Source organism: Ruegeria sp. YTSC199 (assembly GCF_059609725.1).
This window is the reverse complement of the sequence record NZ_JBXWMF010000009.1, coordinates 88,508-107,685: the sequence shown is the minus strand read 5'-3', so window position 1 is coordinate 107,685 and position 19,178 is coordinate 88,508. Positions and strand designations below refer to the sequence as shown.

Sequence of the window (19,178 nt, the reverse complement as noted above, 5' to 3'; positions counted from 1 at the left end):
GGCGGCCTGCCCAAAAGGGTGCGCGAGTCACTCTGCCGTAGTTGGTGGGCGTACTGACAGCGCCTTCACTTTCCGCCAGTCGAGACCCGCAAACAGCGCCTCGAACTGAGCATGGTTGAGCGACATCAGACCATCCCGGATCGCAGGCCAGGTGAACGTCGTTTCCTCAAGCCGTTTATAGGTCATCACCAACCCGGTGCCGTCCCAATATAAAAGCTTCAAGCGGTCGGCACGCTTGGAGCGAAAAACAAATACAGTCCCGGTGAACGGCTGCTTGCGCAACTCACTTTGCACCAGCGCGGCCAGCCCGTCATGGCCCTTGCGGAAATCCACAGGCTTCGTTGCCACTACGATCCGCACCCGGTTCGAGGGAAAGATCATGTGACCCCGTTCAACGCGCGAACAATCTCGGCAATCCGCTCAGGCGGCATTGCCGCATCCAGCCGAACAACAACATCACCGAGAAGCAAATCCAAGGTTGCCGAGGACGACGAGATATTGGGCGCAGGATCAGATGTCACAACCAAAGGTGCAAAGTCGGGCTCCTCGGTAGCAGGCAGAACCAACCGACCGTTCTTCGCCTCGCGCCGCCACGCCGACAAATGGTTCGGCCGCATATCATACCGCCGCGCCACATCACTCATTGTTGCGCCATCGACAAGCGTTTCCGCAACAATCCGTGCCTTCAGATCACGAGGCCAGCGTCGATGACCACGAGGGCCGACCACCAAATCAATGTCATTGAGAAACGACGTTGAGTGTTCCATTGAGAGACTCCCTGAAAACTAGCTCTCAGGTTGGAATCTCAAATCACAAACCAAAACGGAAGGTGGGACCAAAGCAACGCTTACGCTTAGCGAGAAAAATGCTCCCAAAATGACGACAGTATACGGATACCGTTTACGACGACGATCAATGGTTTCCGCATCAGAGGCGTGTATGACTCGACCCGGAAAGTTAATTTTTAACATCAATAATCACCGCTGCATTTATGAGAGTAGGACAGACATGGCTACCGCTGGGTAAACACCGGGCTTACACGCTAGAAAACTCTGACACTGCCTCGTCGACGATACTCCCAGCTTCACTTCGCTATCCGAAAAGACGCCCGAACTGAGTGTTGGTGTCCTCGATGCCGGCCAACCGAAGCATGTGCCAGGCCAGCGCTTGGTTGCTCGAAAGGACTGGCACCCCAATGCTTTCTTCCGCCCGAACGATGACATCGAGGCATCGTAGATTCGTGCAGGACACAACCACGGCATCGCAGGTTGCTTGCGCGGCGACCTTCTCGATGGCCGCAAGGATCGACGTTTCTGTGATCCGGGCGACAATACGATCATCGCCTTCCTCGAACGAGCCGAAGCCAGCGATCTCGAACCCGGCTTCCTCAAGCTTTGCGCGCATCCCGACAGATACCTCTGGGACGTAAGGGGTTACAAAGCCTAATCGCTTTGCCTTCAGATGCTTACCAGCAGCGATGATTGCCGCCAGCGGATTGGTTACGCAAGCGTCGGGGCATACGGTTTCGATGGCGTGAGCCACTTTCTCAGACCCGATCACCGTTGAGGCTGAAGTGCAGCCAAATCCGATGGCGTCAAAGTTGAGCGATGATGGCAATAGCTTCGCTGATCCCGGCAAGTCCTCTTCCATACGCGCCAGGGTATCAGGCCGGATTTCGGGCACCATGGGGATCCTGCTGTGATACAGCGCTACCCCCGCCCGGTCCATGATGCGCGAAAACTCATGCTCAAGTGTTTCGTCCGTTTCAAGGACGATCACGCCGAGATTGGCCCGTGTACCAATGCCGCCGTCTGTTTGGAAATCGAGTTTCATATCGGAGCCTCAGATGATTGGAAGGTCGGGCGCAGCGCGCTCTGTCAGAAGTTCCGCGCCACCTGCGCGCACGACTATGTTCTCCTCATGCACCATGATCCGCCCGTTACCATAGCCGAGCGAAGGCTCAAGGGTCAGCACCATGTTCTCGGTGATCTCGGTCGTGTCCCAGGTGGTGTGCGAGGGCCATTCGGTCAGTTGCATGCCAAGCCCATGACCCAACCTGCCAATGTCACCGCCCTGATCGTCCAGTTCAGCGATCACTCTCTGCATCGCATGAAATAGATCGCGACAAGTCGCGCCTGGACGGGCAGCGGCAATCCCAGCCTCGGTCGCGCGCCAAAGCACGTCATAGGCGCGGCGTGAGGCATCATCAGCGCTGCCGATTGCCCAGTTCCGGTCGAAGTCGCAGAAATACCCATCCCAGTTGGCGCCAGAGTCGAGCATCAGGATATCACCGCGCGCCAGGGGGCGACGCGAGGGCGGAGAGATGACATCGTGATAGCCCCCGTTGTCTGCACCGCCAACAAGATATGGAACGTCGTCGGCGCCCTGTGCCAGGCCTTCACGGCGGAAAGTCCGGAATAGCTCTTCGAGAGGTTGACCTTCGTGGGCGATTGCAGGCACCCGTGCAAACGTACGTGAACCGATGGCGCAGATATGCGAAAGCTTTTCGATCTCGGCCTCGGACTTCACCATTCGCAAGCTGCGAACGATCTCGGTAGCGTCTGCAATCGCGAGGCCCTTGAGGCCTCCTATCAGCTGTTCATAGTCGCCCACCGGCATCCGCAGGTGGGTTTCATGTCCCTTCATTAGACCAACTGTCTCGCCTCGTCTGGCATAAGTAGACAATAGATCGATTAATAGCCCGACACCGTCGTCTTGTGGCGCCGGGGCGCTCCACGTGCGGATTTCAGTGATCCAGGTGCGGCGCATAAGATCGGCACCGATCTCGGGGATGATCGCAACAGGTTTACCCTCTGCGGGTATGAACAGGAACCATGGGCGGGTTGGGCTTTGCCAGAACAGCGTGTGAAACCCGCTGAAATAGCGCACCTCTGGTTCAGTGGTCAGCAGCATACCGGCCATTCCAGTTTCGGCCATCTTTGCTTGTGCCGCTGCCGTGCGGGCTGCGTATTCCTCGTTGTCGAAACCGCGTCGTGGGGCGTTCATGAACGTTGATCCTTTCGAAGTGGCAAACGGTCCTGCACCAGTTTGACCCAGAATTCCGTGCCGACAGCCAACAGGGCATCATTAAAATCATAGTCAGAAGAATGGAGCGGTTGGGCGTTTGGTCCGACCTCCCCATTGCCCATCAACAGGAAACAGCCTGGTACAGCGGCCGAGAACTGTGCGAAATCTTCTGAAAAGCTCATCGGAGAGCGATCGCAGATCAGGTCACAACCTGCGGCTTCGGCAGCGCGGTATACTGCCTCGACCGGCCCCTTGGAGTTGATGGCCTCTACAAATTGAGTGTCGAATTTCACCGACGCTTCGATTCCGTGCGCCGTCGCCACTCCTTTGGCGATCTGGCGCATGAAACGTTCGATGGCACTTCTGTCCACGGACGATCTGGCCCGGAAATCCCCCTTGAGCGTGGCATTACCCGGCAGTACATTTCGTTGACCGTCAGTCAGGAATTCGGTGCATGAGATGACTGCGCCGGACGCGGGCGCGAGTTTTCGGGCAACCACTGTCTGTAAAGCGAGCACAATTTCAGCACCCACAGTTATGGCATCAACGCCGGTCTGCGGCATGGAGGCGTGGCCGCCCTGCCCTTTTATAACAATCTCAAAAAGCGTTTCGCTATTGCAGATGATACCGGTGCGCGTCGAAATCTGGCCGGTGGGCGCACCAGGTAAATTGTGAATCGCATACACTTCATCGACTGGAAATCGCTCTAGCACGCCTTCGTCGATCATTGCGCGCGCGCCAAGCCCATGCTCTTCGTTGGGCTGGAAAAGAAAGACGACGGTGCCGTCGAATGCCGGATCCTGCGCCAGACGCTCCGCCGCTCCAAGAAGCATTGTCGTATGGCCGTCATGGCCGCACGCATGCATTACACCAGACGTTTTTGAGACATAATCATGCACCGAAGTTTCGGTAATCGGCAGGGCATCCATGTCTGCACGTAGCCCGATGGCCTTGTTACCACTCCCGGACCGGAGCACACCAACAACTCCAACCCCTTCGTGTACCTCGATCCTTAATGCACGCAACCGTTCGGAGACCAACGCCTTGGTACGTGTCTCTTGGAAACCCAGTTCGGGGTTCCGGTGCAGATCTTGCCGAAGCTCGATCAGACGGGTTTCTAAATCGCTCATATCGTCATCCACGTGTTATTTAACTTAGTTCTACACAGTGGTGATGCGCGAGTTGCATCAAGTTTCCGCCCCGCAGACAGAAAAATTTGCACCAGATCGGCAATTCCAGATCGATTTACACAGAAGCGCCAGTCCACTGTTAGAAAACGATCGACTTGGCGCTTCGTGTTCGATGCGAGTTCAACCCCAAAATGGTCAGATTGGAAGGTCCAGACCGATTTTAGTACGATCCATCGCCACAGACGTGCGGAAACGGCGGACGTTAGAGTTGTCAAAGAACAACCGGTGGGTCAAATCCTCAAAATCCTGCATGTCCCGGGCAACGCACACGAGAATGAAGTCGGCGTCTCCGGTTACATAGTAGCATTGCTGAACCTGTGGCTCGTTTCTGGCGCGCTTGCGAAAAACATCGAGCTGCTGAAGCGATTCCCGATCGAGCTCAACAAGAACAATGAATGTCATCTTGTAATCGAAACGCGACGGGTCGAGGACGGCAACCTCTTTCAGGATCAGGCCGGATTCCCGCAGCCGTTTAAGCCGGCGCTGCACGGACGGAACTGAAAGGCTGCACTCTTGCGCCAGTTGTTCAAGTCCGATTCGACAATCCTTCTGAAGCGTTCTGAGAATTGTGGTGTCTGCATCATCAAGTTCCGCGCTCATGAAAAATCTCCGCACCCCAACGGCCAAGAGTGAAAGTGTTTATCAAGAATAAGGTCAAATACGAAAATTTGAAACCGACGAGTCATGCAAAATCTCTCCTCACAATAAAAGCGGATGAAAAGCACATGACACGTACCGATAACCTCAACTTTGCACCGGACTTCGTCCGCGCTCTGGAGTTTTTTCAGGCACAGGAGAATTATGCCGTTTCACCGCTGATCGAATTCAAAGGTCCTGGTGGTCTGAGCGTTTACGCCAAGAATGAAACGCAGCGCATGGGACTTGGCGCCTTCAAAGCGTTGGGTGCACCTTACGCCGTTGCGCGCATTCTTGAGGAGGCGTGGCAGAAAAAAACGGGTGAAACGCTGTCCCTCTCACGGATGGCGGATGCCGATTTTCGAGACTTCGCGGAAACTCACACTTTCGTTTGCGCCAGTGCGGGCAATCACGGCATGGGCGTTGCAGCCGGAGCGCGTGCGATGGGGGCGAAGGCCCGGATTTACCTTGCGAAGACCGTGCCCGAAGGGTTTGGCGATCGGCTCAGAGTACTAGGTGCGGAAGTGGTCCGCTCAGGCGACGCATATGACGAAAGCGTCGCAGCGGCCATCGCCGACGCTGAAACAACGGGTGCCACGCTTTTGGCCGACGGAACCTGGCCCGGTTACACCGAGATCCCAAAACTGGTGATGGAGGGGTACTGCGTCATCGCCGAGGAGATGCGCCAGCAGTTCGAAGCCTCCGGCGTCTGGCCGACACATGTCTATCTTCAGGCAGGGGTCGGTGGGCTTGCCGCCGCGATGTCCCACATGATCCGCCTGAATTGGGCGGAACAGCCTGAATTGATCGTCGTCGAACCCAGTGCAGCCGCTTGCCTGAAAACAAGCAGTTTGGCCGGGAAGCCATCCCGCGGTGACGGGCCAGACTCAAACATGGGTCGCCTTGACTGCAAGGAACCCTCGATAGTGGCCTGGGAAGTGCTCGAACGCTGCGACGTGAACTACGAAACCCTTTCCGAAGAAGAAGGCATGGCAGCCGCTGAAGCTGTCACCGTCCTTGGTATCTCGACCACACCGTCAGGTGCGGCCGGTTACGGGGCCCTGCGCAAGAGAACCACCGAACAAGGGTACGCCGAGGAAACGCGCCCTCTCGTCATCATCTCAGAAGGACTCGCATGAGCGGGCAAGAAAGGACCAACAGAATGATTTCTACCATCAAAAAGCTTTTCACTTCGGCAGTGCTCGCCGCCGGCCTTTCGACCGCGGCTTTTGCGGATACCTGGAAATTTGCCTCGGAAGAGGACAAAGGCGACGTGCAGGATATCTTCGCTCAGGCGTTTGCAGAAAGCATCAAGGAACAATCCGACGGCGACATCAAGGTGCGCATCTACTACTATGGGCAGCTGGGTACTGAGAACGACATCGTTGAACTGACATCGAAAGGCACCGTCCAATTCGTTTCAGTCGGTACCGGTCACCTTGGCTCATATGTGCCAGAGGCGCAGGTTCTCGATTTACCTTACGTGTTGGGCGGCGATATCGACGTGATCCGCAAAGTTCTGACGACCAGCCCAACTATCTATCAAAACCTGAGCGAGAAGTTCGAAAAAGTGAACCTCAAGCTGCTGACCATGATCTCTGAGGGTGATATGGCCTGGGGTGCCAACAAGGCGATCCGCAGCCCCGCGGATTTCGAAGGTCAGAAAATCCGCACCTTTACTTCGACTATTCCCGTCGAAACCTTCAAGGCTTTCGGCGCCAATCCGACGCCGCTGTCCTGGGGCGAGGTCTATGGCGCGCTTCAGCTGAAGACCGTCGACGGCATGGTGAACCCGATCTACTTCATCTACAACGCCAAGTGGCACGAAGTTCAGGATTACCTGATTTTCCCGGGTCAGCTGCCTTATGTCGGCACCGTTTCAACCAACAGCGAATGGTTTAACGGTCTGCCCGCCGATCAGCAGGAAATGGTAGTGAAAGCCATCGCCGAAGCCGAACAGGCGGCGCACGACTACCAGATCAAGATCAACCTTGAGAACATGGACAAGATCAAGGCGGAACGTCCTGATCTGCAGGTCATTGTCCTGACCGAAGAAGAGCGCGCCGTTTTCGAAGCCCAAAGCGCCACCTTGCACGAAACTTTCTATGATGTGGTCGAAAATGCCTATGACGACGCCGAGAAACCCGGTGCGCGTGATGGTGCCCAGAAGATCCTCGAGAGCCTGCTCAAAGAGGTCGAAAACGCTTCGTAGCAAAAGCTGACATTGCTAAAGGGCGCGGCGTCCTGTTCTGGCGTCGCGTCTTTCGTTTAGAGGTACGCCCACCGGCGTGCCTAGGGAGGGAAGTCCATGAAATCCTTGCTGCTCACCTTGAGCAAGGGCACCGAATTCATCGAGAAATTCGTTATCATTCTAGCCATTCTACTGATGATGATGAACTCGACCGCCAACGCAATTGGTCGCTACGCCTTTGGTAAAAGCCTTTTCTTTTCCGAAGAATTGAACCAGTTCCTGATCGTCAGTGTGACCTTTTTCGGATTTGCATATGCGGTCCGGAAAGGCCGGAATATCCGCATGACGGCGCTTTACGATACACTAAGCCGTCGGTCAAAAAAAGCCGTCCTGACATTGATCTCGATCACAACCAGCCTGCTGCTGGCATATCTGGCGTATAAATCCGTTTTCTATATTTTGGAGATCAAAGAACTTAACCGGCTGAGCCCGGCGCTGCAATTTCCGGTCTATGTAATCTACTCCGTGATCCCGATCGGCCTTTTCATGGCCAGCCTGCAGTACCTGATCGCTTTCATCATGAATATCACCCACGCTGGCGCCTGGCACTCTTATGAGGTCGAGGACAGCGACGCAGTAGAGATTGGAGTCTGACATGCCAGGTTTCCTTGAGTTTCTCGGGGATATCGTGGCCGGTGAGCTGGATATCTACGTCATCACATTTACTCTGGTAGTGGCGATGGTTGTGCTGCTTTTTCTCAGTTACCCCATGGTCGTTCCCTTGGCAGTTGCGACCCTGATCGGCCTCGTACATTTCTCGCAGAGTGATACCGGCGTCATCATTCAGCAAATGGTAACCGGCATTTCGCCGAACGCGCTCATCGCTGTGCCAATGTTCATTTTTGCGGCTGATATCATGGCGCGAGGTCATACTGCCAACAACCTGCTTGGCCTGATCGAAGCCTATGTAGGGCATCGCCGAGCCGGTCTGCCTATCACGGCCTGTATCAGTTGCACGCTGTTTGGCTCGGTTTCGGGGTCGACCCAAGCGACAGTGGTCTCGATCGGTCAGATCATGCGGCCAAAGTTGCTGAAGGCAGGCTACAAGGACAATTTCGTGATGGCGTTGATCATCAATGCCAGTGACATCGCCTTCCTTATTCCTCCAAGCATCGGGATGATCCTTTACGGCACATTGGCCAACACAAGTGTCGGTGAATTGTTCATTGCGGGGATCGGTCCGGGAGTTGTTCTGGCAGTCATGTTTTCGATTTACTGTTACTTCTACAGTGTCCTGCAAGGCGAGCAGATCGCGCTTGTCCCCAAGAAGTCTATTGCTGAGCGAAGGGCGGCTTTCCGCAGGGCCGTCCTGCCGCTGGGTTTTCCGGTATTGATCGTTGGTGGTATCTATTCCGGAGCCGTCACCCCAACAGAAGCGGCATCGTTTTCGGTCCTCTATGCGCTGATCGTCGAATGCGTGATCTACCGCGAACTGAAGCTCAACGATGTACTGGATTCGGCGCTCAGCACCGGCTTGATCACCGCAGTCGTGTTCATTCTTGTCGGGATTGGTCAGGCGTTTTCCTGGTATATCTCGTTCGAACAAATACCCCAGGGCCTGCTGGAGCCGCTCAACCTCGAAGGTGCCTCCGACGAATACATTCTCTTCATCATCGCCCTTTGTTTTTTTGTGGGCTGCATGTTCGTGGATTCGCTTGTTGTGCTGGTCATCCTCACACCGATTTTCGTACCGATTGTCGATGCCTCAGGGCTTGATCCGGTTCTCGTCGGAGTGATGGTCACACTTCAGATGGCTATTGGATCGGCGACACCGCCCTTTGGCTGCGATATTTTCACGGCGATTGCAATCTTCAACAGACCTTATCTGGAAGTGATCCGGGGGACTTTGCCGTTCTTCGCTATTTTGGCTCTGATGACGGCGTTGCTGATCTTTTTTCCGGGCATCGCATTGTTCCTCCGAGATCTCGCGGCGTTCTGAAAATGCAAAAAGCGGATGGCTAGCCCTTAGATTGGTCATCCGCATCGACCTGTCGTTTCAGGACCCAGGCAGGTCGGCTTCGCCTAATACTGTGGTAGGTAAAAGCCATCATGTCACACGCCCCCGCAACTGACCGACACACCAGCCCGTAGGTATTCAACTTGGGGAAATGCGACCTTCGCCAATTTCTGCTTTGTTACACTAGCCGTCGTTTAACGCGGTCGCAGCATTAAAATACAGTTGTTCGCGACGACCGTGAATCCAAATTTTGAACCAGTTCACATTCAGTGCACAAAACTTGCGTTTCAATTGCCGTTGGCGTCTGGGGGCTCATACGGACTCAATACGGGAACCCATCGTGGCACTGCCGCCTTGTACCGTAAGTAGCCCTCACCAAAGCGCCGCTCAAGTCCCGGTTCCTCCACGAATTTGAAGTAAAGTGTATTTAGGAAAAAAAACGTAGTTGCCCAACCGAGCAAGAGCGGGCTGTTCAGAGCCACTGCTTCCGCCACTATCAAAAGAACGACCGATGAAAGCATGGGATTGCGAACATAGCGATAAGGCCCGCTGACTACAAATCTTTGGGGTGGATCCCACGGCGCCGGAGTTCCATCCCCCTCCAGAACAAACAGTTTCATCGTCTTGACAGCCAAAGCAAGCGCAGGGAAAGCCAAAACTGCTGCTACTGCCCAATGCAGGCGCGTCCCCACGCTTTCGTCGAATGGCCAACAGTCGCCGAGCCATTGGATTAATATCGGGATATAGATCAGCGCTGTTCCCGGAAGGATAAGCACCGCCTTAGTCATGCGCCAAAACACTGAGGATCCTCAACACAACGTGTTTGTCATTTTCTGCGCTGCCCTGCCGCCTACTGTGTGCATTCTATGGATTCGACTGGTTGGTCTGATGCGCATCATAACTGGCTTCCAGTTCGTTCCTCAAAAATTCTCCAAAGTTCAATGGGCCAAACCTTGCATCGCCTGTGTGCGGGAGAGGCGCAATTTCCGCAGAGACATGAGGGTCGTAAAAGAACGGCACGGAATAGCGTTCTCGTCCGGTTGCATTGATCACCCGGTGCGGGGTGGACAAGAGCTTTCCGTTGGACAGGCGGTGCAGCATATCACCGGCATTGACCACGAATGCATCTTCGATTGGAGGTGCATCCACCCAAAGACCGGCAGGTGTCTGCACTTGCAACCCGCCAACGTCGTCTTGTGCGAGTAAAGTCAAACATCCAAAATCCCTGTGCGGTGCGGATCCAAACATATCATCGGGGGCTTGCGGAGGTTGCGGCGGATAGTGGAGCAGACGCAACCAGATCGTTGGTGTTTCAAATGCGGCTAGGAACGAGCAATCCGTCACACCGATCGCGTCCAATGCCAACCCCATCAGATTGCGGCCCAACACGGTCATCGCCTCGGCATAGGCTTCACACGCCTCACGAAATCCTTCCAGATCCGGCCACTGGTTTGGCCCAGACAGGTATACTTCAGGGTCAATCTCTGAGTCCTCGCGCATCATCATGAACGACCCGGATTGGTTTGGTTTGGTTACTTTGGCCAGGTCGGAATTCACATCCGTAGAGGTATTAATGGCGATGTAGCCGCGATGGCATTTATCAAGCGTGATTGTCTGCTTTACGCACTCAGGCAGCGCATGAAACTTCTTCGAGGCGGCAAACACGGCGGCACGTAAGCCAGGATCCACGCCGTGATTGACAACATAGCCAAACCCGGTCTCGCCGTAGGTTTTGGCAAACTCCAAGGCAAGGCTGGATGTGTCTTCGCCATTGATCAGTGGCGCCAGATCAAGCACCGGGATATCAGTAAATTCAGTCATCTGAGGTCTCCAAAGTGTATTGCTACAAAGTGTGCAAATGGAGGCCTGCTATCCGGCAAAACGCTTTCTGCGATGAGCGCTGTGACGCTCGAGGACGACAAGATGGATGAACTTTGACATGGACAGCAGGCTATGACGGACAAATTCCCCGATCAACCTTAAAACACCACCGGGCGGCTGGGCAAAAACGGTCGGTTTCGCCAATGGCATAAACCATTGAGTTTTGGAGCATCCTGCGCTGCGGAGAAGGTCTGCAGAAAGCCCAACTTGACGGTGTTCCGCACTTTGGCAAATGACGGCCTATTCCACCTTCCACGAGAAAAGCCATATTATAGCCGTTTTTCCCGAGCAATCCGAAACTTGTTGAGTGTTGGTCGATATAGATCGCACCTCCTTTTGAAACTGAGCATTCTAACCAGATGATTTCAATGAATAGAATCCGCCTCCTGTCTGTCCTCATAGCTGCTTGTGCCGTCGGGTTGGTCATCTACAAGCCCTTCCGAGGCGGGGCGTTGACCGAATTGCATCCCGTAGCCCATGCTTGTTTGAATGCACAGTCATCTGAAACGGCAACGTTAAGTTGCAGAGCCGCGCTTGCGTCAGATGAGTTGTCTGACACCGAACGCGGTGTCGCCGCTTTTAGGTGGGCTTTCATGAGCAATCGAGAGGACTGGGAACTTCAACTTGAACTGTACAATGAGGCGATAGAATTTTTCCCGGCGAAGACCGCAGCATTCTTCAATCGCGGTATGTTGTTGTCGGAGCACGTCAAAGACCACGAAGCAGCTGCGGCGGACTTTACTGAAGTAATTGATCGAATTGCCCCTACAAGTGGTCCGTTCCTGAATGCCTATGCATATCGCGCCAGAGCGTATCGAAATCTAGAAAGAAACCGCCGTGCTATGGCTGACGTTGATTTGGCTTTGAGCCATGAACCCAACAACTTAATGGCACTTCAAGAAAAGGCAGAACTGCTCGCTGATCAAAATGACTTTAAAGGTGCATTGGCTGTTCTGGACAAGGCGATAGCTGCACACGCGAATGATGAACAAATCGTTTTACTATGGAAGGACCGTGCGTGGGTTAAGGCGAAGCTGGGTGAACGCGAAGATGCTCTGTCGGATATCAACAACGCTATCGAGCTTGGGTCGAATACAGCTTGGACGTGGTACTGGCGCGGTCGGTTGAATATGGAAGCGGGGGATGTGAGAGCCGGGATTTCAGATTTGCAAACCTCATTGCAGTTGGACCCAACTTATTGCCCTGCGCTTCGCCGAATGCGTGACATCGAAAGACAACTTGAAACAGTTGCACGAGAAAGGGCGCAGTTCCACGATACGTTGGCAGACGAAACTCACGCTGACGACCCTTACGATACAGGTCGTTTGTTAGTGCAACATCTTACTCTTGCACAGAATGGTGAATATCCCGAAGCACTTGACGTTCTGAACCAATTGATAGGTTCGGCAAGGCATCCTGAGTATCTAATGCTGCAGCGGGCACGGCTATATGCGATAATCGGGCAATACGATAAAGCACTTTCCGAACTCGAAGTACTGGTCAAAACCCCGGAGTATTATCAACAGATTGAAATTCGCCAGTTCGAACGCGGATCAGATCTAAAACTAGCTGGTAAAGCATGTGCCTCCAGAGAGGTTCGCTACCAAGGCTTGGAATTCCTTTCCTTGTTTTCCGTTGTCATGGGCGAGAAAGTTGCCCTTCAGAGACAAATGAATAATTTGGAAGGTGCCTTGGAGACGCTAGACATTTGGATTGAACATGTACCCGAAGACAATCAGCAGTGGACTTCCCGTGGCGAGATTCTCGAAGAGTTGGGACGCACTGACGAGGCATTGGCAAATTATAAAGAGGCACTTCGTTTGATTGGCTCAGGCGAAGGAGCTTCGAGACATGATGATGCATTACATATCGAAACACTCTTTCAGTTGAAGTCAATTTATGATGATCGCGGGCAGTCTGACCGAGCGTTGTTGATATGGGATGAGTCACTGTCGGCTGCAGATAACAGTGTCATCTGGAACCTTCAGGAGATGATGGAAATCGCTGGTCATTACGAAGGCCGCTGGCATGGGCGGTATGATCATAAAACTAAAGCGTCATTGCGCTATTGTCTTGCAGACTCCAACTGCAATTGGGAAAACATCAGCCCGCAAATGCGTTGATATTTGTCGAATGATGTAATTGGCAACGTGACGATAACGGACGTTCATGCGCGCGCAGCGAAAGGCAACTTTGTCCGCAACAGCCGACCTCTAAACGGGTAATGGAGAACGACCGTATAGAGTCCTCACCTTCCGTTGATTAGATTACAGCCTATCGCTCATGTGGCGCGTCACGAACCGTACAATCCGGACGTACAAAACCAGATGGCTAATGGCAGTGACGCGGACGAAGCAGACATTCTGATCAACTCATCAGACGATCGCTTGCGGCCCAAAGCAGCCACGAATGCAGCTCTGTATGTCATTGCCATTTAGCGATTCATATATTTAGCTAGTTACGTCAAAATTGTCACAATCACGACGCTGTATCGACTGGCCGCGAAAAACTACAGGGACTAGATCAATGAATAAACTACTTGGTTCAACTGCTCTCGCATTTTCTCTTTCAGTTGGCGCGTCGATTGCTGTTACGCCCACTGACTCAGAGTTTAGCGACACCGGTGACATACTTGCGCGCTCTGCCGAGCACACTGACATCGAGTACGACATCATGGTGCAGCGTGCTACTCAGGCCGCGATCTACTACATGCCCGCCGTTGCCCAAGTAGACTTCATCAAGGCGACCATACGTGCTGGTGGAGACTACGATACGGTTAACTTTGTGACCAAGCCATTCGGCTCCGAAAAAGGCTTTCTGACTGCCAATGACACAACGGCTTATGCATGGGGGTCGATCTCGGTCAAGGGCGGCCCCATGATTGTTGAAGTCCCCCCAATGACTGACAAAGTGGATTACTTCGGTTCATTCATCTCGGCATGGCACGTACCGATGGTTGACGTCGGTTCCAAAGGCGCTGACGAGGGCAAAGGTGGTAAGTACTTATTCCTTCCGCCTGAGTATGATAACGCGTTCGGCACGGCAGAAGAGTTGCAAGCGCAGGGATACATAATTGTACCCAATTTTGATACGCATGACGCATCTTTTTCGTTCCGCCCAACACTCCTGAACGGCGCTACTCACGCCGAAGCTGGCGATCATGCCAAAGGGATAAAAATCTACTCGCTGGAAGAAGATGTTAATGGTGAAATCGAGCCTACGCATTACCTGGATGCGACCGAGCTCGCTTACGACTGTCTGCCATACTACAACATAACTTTTATCGAAGACATTAACGATGTGGTGCAGAACAACCCGATCCGCGAGAAGGACCGCGCCATGTATTCGATGTTACAAAGCTTCGGCATCAAGAAAGGTGAAGCGTTTGATCCAACGCCAACCCAGAGGAAAGCTGCGCTTGAAGGTCTGGAACTTGCCTACGCTTACATGCAGAACAAGTTCATAACCGAGGGTGAAACTGTTGCCCCGCTATGGGTCAAAGATGGTGAGAAACTCTCTGAGTGGTCGTTCTGGAACTTTGGGCCCCAAGCTCAGATGGGATTCCCGTTTGAAGATGGTGCAGAGATCCTTATCGACAAACGAGCCGCGACATATTTCTACGTGACATTTCTGCCGAGTGAACTGGGTGGTGCTACGTTCTATCTGACCGGTCTGCGAGATTCAGATGGGAACATGCTCAACGGTGAAGATACTTACAAGCTCAACGTTCCCGCTGATGTGCCCGCCGAGGATTTCTGGTCAGCCATCGTGTATAACATGGAAACCAAGAACTTTAACCGCGGTGTTGATCGTGTGGGGGCTTCAACTAAGGACTTGGACAACATGGTCAAAAACGAAGACGGGTCCGTTGACGTTTACTATGCTCCGAACCTCGACGAAGTACCCGAAGGATTTGAGGCCAATTGGGTGACCACAAAGAGCGCGACTAACGCTAACGATTGGTTCTTCCTGTTCCGCCTTTACCGTCCTGAAAGCGACGATTGGTTCAAGAATTGGATGCTGAACGACGTTGAGAACATTTCAAAGCAATAAGAAGCTGGAGGGCCCTTTCGGGAGTCCTTTTCCCCCGCGCCAGGAAAAAATTCATTAAAACAAGTCTGGATTGGGGCTATCTCTCAACATTGCTAAGTCCGGTGTCTGAGCATTGATGCCGACTGTCGCAGCATTGATAAATCTGGGTGCAACGTTGTCGTTCGCTGCTTTGTGTCTGAATGACTGCTTGTCGATGTCAGCGGGACTTGGAAAGGTTTTTTGCGAATGACCGCCAAGTGGACAAAGCTGACGTCTTTCGGCCCGGATGAGTTTTACAAAAGTGGTCAAACTGGGAATTCTACTTGTTTCAGCACCACGCCACTAACTTCATTGAGATGTCTGGCGCTCTTTTTCCGGCCAGAATTCATCCACCACTACATATGCGATGATTACAAAAAAGGCGGCGCTGGCAACTTGCAAAACTCTAGTGATACTCTTGACGTCAGCCTCGTCTGAAAACGGTGCAACCGATCCGCCATATACAATCAGAGCCGTTGTAATAGCGGAGCCGGCGGCAGCGGCGAGCGGGACTTGAGATTTTCCAAGTGCTCCAAGAGACAGACAGAAGAAAAAACATAGCAGAATTGGCGTCAGAATAACCGGAGCTATTACGTTTATTTCATAGCAAACGATGGACACCGCAGCCCCAAGGAGGTTTGCCGTCAGCATAGCTTTTGCAACGGTTTTACCCGCGGCAGGCATCGCCGCAAGCTGTTGGCTCAGCAGCGCGACAAAAAACAGAACCAGCAAGGCAGAAGCGCCGGAAACAAAAAACGCCATAGCAAAAGGCACTGTGACAAGCGACATCCTGACTATGCGGCGATGTGGGTCGAAGTCTGGTGACGATGCGGCTTTCTTTTGAGCGGGTGTTTGAGGTTCAGCGGGTAAAAGCACAAACATCAGTGTTGATACAAAACCCGCGAACAGCAGGTTCAAAGGTATCCAATACACTAGCACCAAAGCCAGATCCTGTGACTGCAGAACCAGGTTCGGAATCATCAACGCCCCCATGAGAGCTATGACACCGGGTAAGACTCCGGCGCCGGAAACTGACCACATGAAAGACAGAATTATTCCAATGGCCACCAGAATGAGGAATACGAGCGGATATGGTGAGAAGATTGATGACAACAGAAATGAAATGAACATCAACCCAATTGAGAAGGCAAACAGCTTGGCAAATACTGCCAGAGGCAATGCGGCGGGTGCTTGCAGAAACAGGGCAGTGAACACCGCCCCGACAACAGCGAGCGGCCACCCAAGGAACAGGCCTAGTGAAAAAACTCCGGTAACACCCAGCGCAAGCCGGAAGACTGAGCGTTGGTCCTCAGTACGCATAGGACAGAATTGAGACCAAGCGGATGTAGGTGCGACCTACGAGGTTCAACAACGAGTTGTCGCTTAGATACATAATCACATCGGCCTGCCCGTTCAGCTGAAAGCGAAGATCATCTTCGGTGCTTCCGGCTTCATAGCCGGGCAAAACGATTCTGACTGGGAACCTCTCCGGATCCCGCAAGAAACCTTTGGTACTTGGCGGACTCGCCAGTTGCCCGGGCTCATCACCGCCACTTAGGGAAACGGCCGCGCTAAAGCTCTCGATGACGCCCGGAACAATCTTACCGGGATGCATGTCCAAAACCACATCAACCGGAGACCCTATCGAAGCTCTTCCCAGGTTGTTCTCGGTAAAATACGCCTCGATCCAGACGTCCGTTGCATCAAGAAACGTCAATAGATCCTGGCCTGATCGCGCATACGTTCCGGGGGCTATCAGCAGATTAGTGATGACACCTGTTGCCGGAGCACGCAGTTCCGTCCATTCAAGGTTCAGTTCTGCATCCGCCAAGGCCGCCAACGCACGTTGGATTTTCGGGTTTTCAATCCCGTCGTCACCAAGCCTCTGTTTTGCTTTTTCCAGATCCGCTTTTGCGTTCTCAAAGTTTGCCTCAGACTCTGCCAATTGCCCGCGTGCATCATCAGCCTTTGAGACGGCAACCAACCCTTTCTTTTCGAGCGCAAATACGCGTTCCGTTTGAATGCGCATCGTATCCAGATCACTCTGCGCCCTTGCTAGTTTGGCTTGTGCCGCACTTACCTCTGCTGAAGACGCGCCTACCTCCTGGGTCGCCGCTTCAAGATCAGCTTCCGCCTTCGAACGTTCGATTTCGTAGGGTCTGGAATCTATTCGAACCAGAACATCACCCGCCGAAACAACCTGTCCATTTTCTACCAGAACTTCAGTTACCGTTCCTGTCACCTGAGGTACGATTTGGGTAGCCACAGCTTTTACTCTGGCGTTCCCGGTAAATGGCGTTTTCCGATCAGCGACCAAATACCAAACAAGAAAAATCAGAATGACTGCCAAGGTTGTCCATATCGTCTTCCTCATTTTGCCGCACCTTCGGCAGCGCTCTCGGCTTCGGGCGAGGTATCAATCCAAACCTTGAACAGCTCATAGAAGACAGCGAAGAGAACCGGCCCCATAAAGACGCCGATCAAACCATACGCCATCATACCTCCGAGAACACCGATGAGGATGACCAACATGGGAGTCTCAAGGCCTTTTGAGATGAACACGGGTCGTAGGAAACTGTCCATTATCATGACGGGAACGGCCAATATGGTGAAGATCAAAGCAGTTCCGCCGGACATGGAACTCCATGCGTAGATCATTACCGGTATAAGAACCAATCCGGGCCCGATTTGGATAATCGAGAGTATCAGGCAGATAAATGCCAGCGTGGCGGCCGAAGAAATCCCAAACAAAGCCAACAGTATCCAAACGAAGACCGCCTGAATGGCTGCTACGCCAATAACGCCTTTTGTCACGTTTCGGATCGTTGCGCCGGCCAGTGTTACGAATTCACCGCCGCGCGGTGCGAAGACACGGTTGGCAAAGCGCTGAAGACCCTGGACCAAATTTGGCCCGGGGCTGAATAATGCTCCCATAATCAACACGGACAGTGCTAAGCCAAGAAGCCCGATGCCGATGCCCAACACCTTTCCGAAAAGCGATTTGGTGATCTCGAGGATTTGCGTGCCGTATTTTGCAAGCGCGCCGTCAAGGTTGCGCTCAAACATCCCCCAGACATCGGCAATTTTGTCTCCAACCAATGGCAATTCCTTGAGGCCCTCAGGCGCCGGTGGGACTTTCAACTCACCCTTGTCTGCCTGTTCCGCAAACTCAGACCCTAGTTCTGCAGCACCAGACACCGCAGTTGCGACTGGCCCCAGGGTCAGAACAAGGCCCAACAGAACGATAACTGTTGTGGCAAGCTTCTTACGTCCTCCCAGCTTGGATTGCAGCCAATCAAATGCCGGGTAAAGCGCGACGCATAGTATCGTTGCCCAGATGACTACGCTTGCAAGCGGGGCCACCATGACCAGGGCGCTGTAGAGGAATAATCCGAGAAAGAGCAATCGTATCGCGAGGTCGACAATCTTCGCGTCCTGGGTCTTTTCCATTCCATCCCTCCACTACTTGTTTTCTGAACATTACACTCAAAAAACATAATGTGTATATATTATTCAGATTCAGGCGTTCGCCTATCAGCTTGAAGACACAAAGGAATCCGGGCCACAGCTTGAGGTGCGCAGTCAAACTAATACCTGCGTATGAACTCAGCTTGGCTGAATTGGGGATAATCTATTTGTCAGTTTTTTTGTCGTCTTGAGACAAGATCGTATCTGCCACTGTGGTCGCCGCGGTCACGAAGACACCGAGGCCCACGATGATGTATACCATTGTGAAGATCTTTCCTGCCGCGGTTTCAGGTGAGAAGTCACCAAATCCCACGGTCGAAATTGTCACTACAGAAAAGTAGATTGAGTCGAGCCAACTCCAACCTTCGACAAAATGGTAAAAGACTGAGGCCCATAAAATCATTCCAATTGTGAAGGCAAGAATGCCTTTCACTCTGCCGTCCTTGAAAGCTACGCCTATCCCTCGTGTTATTCTGGTTAGTGAGTTCATCGGGTCCTCGTTGATTGACGAATTCACATATAGCAGTAATTAGATTAATGTGAAAAAAATAAGGAATCTGACTGCCTGTAGTTTGGAAGATGCGTCCAGCCGCTACAACCAAAGCTCATGCAACTGTCCGTTTCTGGCTATTGAAACTCACTTCAAGCCAGCTGTTTGGAAATTGTGTGTGCTGCACAAACCCAGCGTTTGTCCTTT

At 52.9% G+C, this 19,178-nt stretch carries 18 protein-coding genes; 6 read left to right on the top strand and 12 right to left on the bottom strand.

Annotated elements, in window-relative coordinates; all coding sequences use genetic code 11:
- Positions 1-27: 27 nt before the first annotated feature.
- The 6 genes from tnpB to AC2FEE_RS10835 form a co-directional block, all read right to left on the bottom strand.
- Complete coding sequence (gene tnpB / locus AC2FEE_RS10860; RefSeq protein WP_496865118.1) at positions 28-381, bottom strand: IS66 family insertion sequence element accessory protein TnpB; 354 nt, start codon at positions 379-381, stop codon at positions 28-30.
- Positions 378-767, bottom strand: coding sequence for an IS66-like element accessory protein TnpA (gene tnpA / locus AC2FEE_RS10855; protein ID WP_496865116.1), 390 nt, complete (start codon positions 765-767; stop codon positions 378-380). The genes tnpB and tnpA overlap by 4 nt, the downstream gene beginning before the upstream one ends.
- Before the next feature lie 325 nt (positions 768-1,092).
- Positions 1,093-1,833 carry a maleate cis-trans isomerase family protein gene (locus AC2FEE_RS10850; protein ID WP_496865115.1) on the bottom strand — a complete coding sequence of 247 codons (741 nt, stop codon included), beginning with the start codon at positions 1,831-1,833 and terminating at the stop codon, positions 1,093-1,095.
- 9 nt (positions 1,834-1,842) lie between these two features.
- Entirely contained in the window at positions 1,843-3,006 is a 1,164-nt protein-coding gene (locus AC2FEE_RS10845) for a M24 family metallopeptidase (RefSeq protein WP_496865113.1), read from the bottom strand.
- Positions 3,003-4,157, bottom strand: coding sequence for an amidohydrolase (locus AC2FEE_RS10840; protein WP_496865111.1), 1,155 nt, complete (start codon positions 4,155-4,157; stop codon positions 3,003-3,005). Before AC2FEE_RS10840 ends, AC2FEE_RS10845 begins: the two co-directional genes overlap by 4 nt.
- 195 nt (positions 4,158-4,352) lie before the next feature.
- Positions 4,353-4,817 carry an Lrp/AsnC family transcriptional regulator gene (locus tag AC2FEE_RS10835; RefSeq protein WP_496865109.1) on the bottom strand — a complete coding sequence of 155 codons (465 nt, stop codon included), beginning with the start codon at positions 4,815-4,817 and terminating at the stop codon, positions 4,353-4,355.
- A gap of 125 nt (positions 4,818-4,942) precedes the next feature.
- Between AC2FEE_RS10835 and AC2FEE_RS10830 the strand changes: the two genes are divergently transcribed.
- The 4 genes from AC2FEE_RS10830 (at position 4,943) to AC2FEE_RS10815 (ending at position 9,043) form a co-directional block, all read left to right on the top strand.
- Positions 4,943-5,992, top strand: coding sequence for a diaminopropionate ammonia-lyase (locus AC2FEE_RS10830; protein WP_496865107.1), 1,050 nt, complete (start codon positions 4,943-4,945; stop codon positions 5,990-5,992).
- Positions 5,993-6,015: 23 nt separating this feature from the next.
- Positions 6,016-7,065: a TRAP transporter substrate-binding protein gene (locus AC2FEE_RS10825; protein ID WP_496865105.1), complete on the top strand. Its 1,050-nt coding sequence runs from the start codon at positions 6,016-6,018 to the stop codon at positions 7,063-7,065.
- 96 nt (positions 7,066-7,161) lie between these two features.
- Positions 7,162-7,698 (top strand): TRAP transporter small permease, encoded by a 537-nt coding sequence (locus tag AC2FEE_RS10820; protein WP_496865104.1) that lies wholly within the window; start codon positions 7,162-7,164, stop codon positions 7,696-7,698.
- A gap of 61 nt (positions 7,699-7,759) precedes the next feature.
- A complete protein-coding gene (locus tag AC2FEE_RS10815) occupies positions 7,760-9,043 on the top strand; it encodes a TRAP transporter large permease (RefSeq protein WP_496865208.1) in 1,284 nt (427 codons plus the stop codon).
- A 305-nt stretch (positions 9,044-9,348) separates the two neighbouring features.
- Here the strand turns inward: AC2FEE_RS10815 and AC2FEE_RS10810 are convergent, their stop codons facing one another.
- A complete protein-coding gene (locus AC2FEE_RS10810) occupies positions 9,349-9,849 on the bottom strand; it encodes a methyltransferase family protein (RefSeq protein ID WP_496865102.1) in 501 nt (166 codons plus the stop codon).
- A gap of 76 nt (positions 9,850-9,925) precedes the next feature.
- Positions 9,926-10,882: an isopenicillin N synthase family dioxygenase gene (locus tag AC2FEE_RS10805; RefSeq protein WP_496865100.1), complete on the bottom strand. Its 957-nt coding sequence runs from the start codon at positions 10,880-10,882 to the stop codon at positions 9,926-9,928.
- A gap of 428 nt (positions 10,883-11,310) precedes the next feature.
- Here AC2FEE_RS10805 and AC2FEE_RS10800 point away from each other — a divergent pair, with 428 nt between their 5' ends.
- Both AC2FEE_RS10800 and AC2FEE_RS10795 read left to right on the top strand, forming a co-directional pair.
- Complete coding sequence (locus tag AC2FEE_RS10800; protein WP_496865098.1) at positions 11,311-13,065, top strand: tetratricopeptide repeat protein; 1,755 nt, start codon at positions 11,311-11,313, stop codon at positions 13,063-13,065.
- A 403-nt stretch (positions 13,066-13,468) separates the two neighbouring features.
- Positions 13,469-14,995: a DUF1214 domain-containing protein gene (locus AC2FEE_RS10795; RefSeq protein WP_496865096.1), complete on the top strand. Its 1,527-nt coding sequence runs from the start codon at positions 13,469-13,471 to the stop codon at positions 14,993-14,995.
- Between the two features lie 327 nt (positions 14,996-15,322).
- Here the strand turns inward: AC2FEE_RS10795 and AC2FEE_RS10790 are convergent, their stop codons facing one another.
- The 4 genes from AC2FEE_RS10790 to AC2FEE_RS10775 form a co-directional block, all read right to left on the bottom strand.
- Positions 15,323-16,333 carry a DUF2955 domain-containing protein gene (locus tag AC2FEE_RS10790; RefSeq protein WP_496865094.1) on the bottom strand — a complete coding sequence of 337 codons (1,011 nt, stop codon included), beginning with the start codon at positions 16,331-16,333 and terminating at the stop codon, positions 15,323-15,325.
- Entirely contained in the window at positions 16,323-17,387 is a 1,065-nt protein-coding gene (locus tag AC2FEE_RS10785; protein WP_496865092.1) for an HlyD family secretion protein, read from the bottom strand. Before AC2FEE_RS10785 ends, AC2FEE_RS10790 begins: the two co-directional genes overlap by 11 nt.
- The gene (locus tag AC2FEE_RS10780) at positions 17,384-18,463 is read right to left on the bottom strand and encodes an AI-2E family transporter (RefSeq protein ID WP_496865090.1); all 1,080 of its coding nucleotides are present in this window, start codon (positions 18,461-18,463) and stop codon (positions 17,384-17,386) included. Before AC2FEE_RS10780 ends, AC2FEE_RS10785 begins: the two co-directional genes overlap by 4 nt.
- Positions 18,464-18,644: 181 nt before the next feature.
- On the bottom strand, positions 18,645-18,914 hold the full coding sequence (locus AC2FEE_RS10775; RefSeq protein ID WP_496865088.1) for a potassium channel family protein: 270 nt from the start codon (positions 18,912-18,914) through the stop codon (positions 18,645-18,647).
- Positions 18,915-19,178 lie beyond the last annotated feature (264 nt).

Bases quoted from the DNA above. Each gene is read 5' to 3' on its own strand.
- tnpB (WP_496865118.1), bottom strand. From the start codon at position 381: ATGATCTTTCCCTCGAACCGGGTGCGGATCGTAGTGGCAACGAAGCCT.
- tnpA (WP_496865116.1), bottom strand. From the start codon at position 767: ATGGAACACTCAACGTCGTTTCTCAATGACATTGATTTGGTGGTCGGC.
- AC2FEE_RS10850 (WP_496865115.1), bottom strand. From the start codon at position 1,833: ATGAAACTCGATTTCCAAACAGACGGCGGCATTGGTACACGGGCCAAT.
- AC2FEE_RS10845 (WP_496865113.1), bottom strand. From the start codon at position 3,006: ATGAACGCCCCACGACGCGGTTTCGACAACGAGGAATACGCAGCCCGC.
- AC2FEE_RS10840 (WP_496865111.1), bottom strand. From the start codon at position 4,157: ATGAGCGATTTAGAAACCCGTCTGATCGAGCTTCGGCAAGATCTGCAC.
- AC2FEE_RS10835 (WP_496865109.1), bottom strand. From the start codon at position 4,817: ATGAGCGCGGAACTTGATGATGCAGACACCACAATTCTCAGAACGCTT.
- AC2FEE_RS10830 (WP_496865107.1), top strand. From the start codon at position 4,943: ATGACACGTACCGATAACCTCAACTTTGCACCGGACTTCGTCCGCGCT.
- AC2FEE_RS10825 (WP_496865105.1), top strand. From the start codon at position 6,016: ATGATTTCTACCATCAAAAAGCTTTTCACTTCGGCAGTGCTCGCCGCC.
- AC2FEE_RS10820 (WP_496865104.1), top strand. From the start codon at position 7,162: ATGAAATCCTTGCTGCTCACCTTGAGCAAGGGCACCGAATTCATCGAG.
- AC2FEE_RS10810 (WP_496865102.1), bottom strand. From the start codon at position 9,849: ATGACTAAGGCGGTGCTTATCCTTCCGGGAACAGCGCTGATCTATATC.
- AC2FEE_RS10805 (WP_496865100.1), bottom strand. From the start codon at position 10,882: ATGACTGAATTTACTGATATCCCGGTGCTTGATCTGGCGCCACTGATC.
- AC2FEE_RS10800 (WP_496865098.1), top strand. From the start codon at position 11,311: ATGAATAGAATCCGCCTCCTGTCTGTCCTCATAGCTGCTTGTGCCGTC.
- AC2FEE_RS10795 (WP_496865096.1), top strand. From the start codon at position 13,469: ATGAATAAACTACTTGGTTCAACTGCTCTCGCATTTTCTCTTTCAGTT.
- AC2FEE_RS10790 (WP_496865094.1), bottom strand. From the start codon at position 16,333: ATGCGTACTGAGGACCAACGCTCAGTCTTCCGGCTTGCGCTGGGTGTT.
- AC2FEE_RS10785 (WP_496865092.1), bottom strand. From the start codon at position 17,387: ATGAGGAAGACGATATGGACAACCTTGGCAGTCATTCTGATTTTTCTT.
- AC2FEE_RS10780 (WP_496865090.1), bottom strand. From the start codon at position 18,463: ATGGAAAAGACCCAGGACGCGAAGATTGTCGACCTCGCGATACGATTG.